Source organism: Acrocarpospora macrocephala (assembly GCF_009687865.1).
In the GTDB taxonomy this organism is placed as follows: domain Bacteria; phylum Actinomycetota; class Actinomycetes; order Streptosporangiales; family Streptosporangiaceae; genus Acrocarpospora; species Acrocarpospora macrocephala.
This window is the reverse complement of the sequence record NZ_BLAE01000154.1, coordinates 1-1,751: the sequence shown is the minus strand read 5'-3', so window position 1 is coordinate 1,751 and position 1,751 is coordinate 1. Positions and strand designations below refer to the sequence as shown.

Below are 1,751 nucleotides of genomic sequence, written 5' to 3'. Positions count from 1 at the left end.
ACGAGCCAGCCGGTGAACGTCGGAGACGGGCAGCAGCTGCCCGGTGGCGATCAGCAGCCCGGGCGCCAGCCGGTCCGGCGCGTGCCCACAGGTCCTGCACGCATCACTAACCGGCCCCTCACCCGTGCCCACGCTGCCGGCACCCGTCCCGGTCGAACCCGTGCTCGCGCTGCCGGTACCTGCCCTGGCCGAACCCGTGCTCGCGCTGCTGGCATCGGCTCTGGCTGAACCCGTGCCCGTGCTGGTGGCACCTACTCTGGCCGAACCCGTGCTGTCGGTACCTGCTCTGGCTGAACCCGTGCTTCCGGTGTGGCGGGGGCCGCTCGCGTGGCAGGTCGAGCGGTCACCGGCCGGAGGTGTCCCGGGCCGAGTATCGCTGGAGTCGGCGGTGTGGGCGTTGGCGGTGTTGGGGTCAGCGGGGTCGGCCGCGGCTGTGTCGGGGTCAGCGGTGTCGGCGCGTCCGGATGTGTTCTGCGATGGCGGCCACCCCGTAGCGGGCGTGGCTGAGGCCGCGGTGGAGGCCGTATGGGTGGAGTCGGCGTCATGTGCGGGGTGGCCGGTGCCGGCGTGGTCGGTTGTGGGGGGGTCGTGTCTGGGGTGGTCGTGTCTGGGGTGGTCGGTGGGGAGGGATTCGGCGCGGACCAGGACCAGCAGTTCGGTGGTGACCTTCTTGGCCAGCAGCGCTGACAGGGCGTCGGCCTGGCGGACCCGGAGCGGGCGGTCGTCGTCTTTGCCTTTCGGCCTGGCGTAGGCGGCCAGGAACTCGCGCAGCCGGGCGCCGGCTTCACGCGGCAGCCGGAACTCCCCCTCTACACCGCCCGTACTGGACGGGCGGACCAGCAGGGAACGGGTGGCGTAGTCGGTTTCGGCGTCATCGTCCAGGGTGCCCGGGTCCAGCAGTTCACGCAGGTATCGCCCGGCCTTGCCGATCTCCGCCGGGGACGCGTGGTCGGCCAAATCCAGCAGGATCGGCTCGGCCAGCGCCGCCTGGGCATCGTTCAGGTGGGTGGTGATCTGGCTGATCGCCTCGGCCGACCCCTCGGCCAGCGTGCCGCACGCGAACCGATCCCGGACGACAGGCAGCCGAGCCAGCTGCATGGCGAGCCGGATCAGACGGGAGGCGCCCGCATCGCTCATCCCCGCTGAGGCGCGCAGCCAGGTCCCGGTGGAGGCGTGCCCGCCGCTGCCGGCGCTCCTGGCCTCACCGGTGGCGTGGACGCGTCCCACGCGGGCGGCGATCGCCGAGCTCAGCCGGTCCTGGGCGAACAGCAGGTCCTCCGTCTCGCCCACACACAACCCGGCATCCTCCGGCAGGTCGGCCACCGCAATCCGGGAGGCGAGCTGCCGGAACTCGGCCACCAGCACCCCCGAACCCACCGGCTCGCCCCAGGCCTCCGGCCCCGCCGAGCGGCCAGCGTCGGCGTCGGCCGAGCGGCCAGGGTCGGCCGAGCGGCCAGGGTCGGTGGAGGGGCCAGGGAGGAACTGCTGCCGTGTGTTCTGCTGCGGAGTGTTCTGCTGCCCCGCGTCGCCGTATGTGTCGCCGTCCGCGTCGCTGTGGGCGTCGTCGGCGGGACGCTGGGGCGGGACGTACTCGGGATCCAGCACCGTGCCCTTCAGGAACGCGGGCAGCTCGCGTCCGCGGGCGCCCCCCGCACGGGAGGAATCCCGCACGTCGAGCAGAGACCCGAGCATGGAAGACGCCCCCCTTTCGCTCCGGCGGATCCGAACAACTACGCTCACGCTATCCGGCA

General features: G+C 72.8%; 1 protein-coding gene. It reads right to left on the bottom strand.

Annotated features, from left to right (window positions below):
* The coding region (locus Amac_RS53385; protein ID WP_155362078.1) for a 13E12 repeat family protein at positions 1-1,692 on the bottom strand (1,692 nt) is incomplete at its 3' end.
* Between the last annotated feature and the right edge of the window lie 59 nt (positions 1,693-1,751).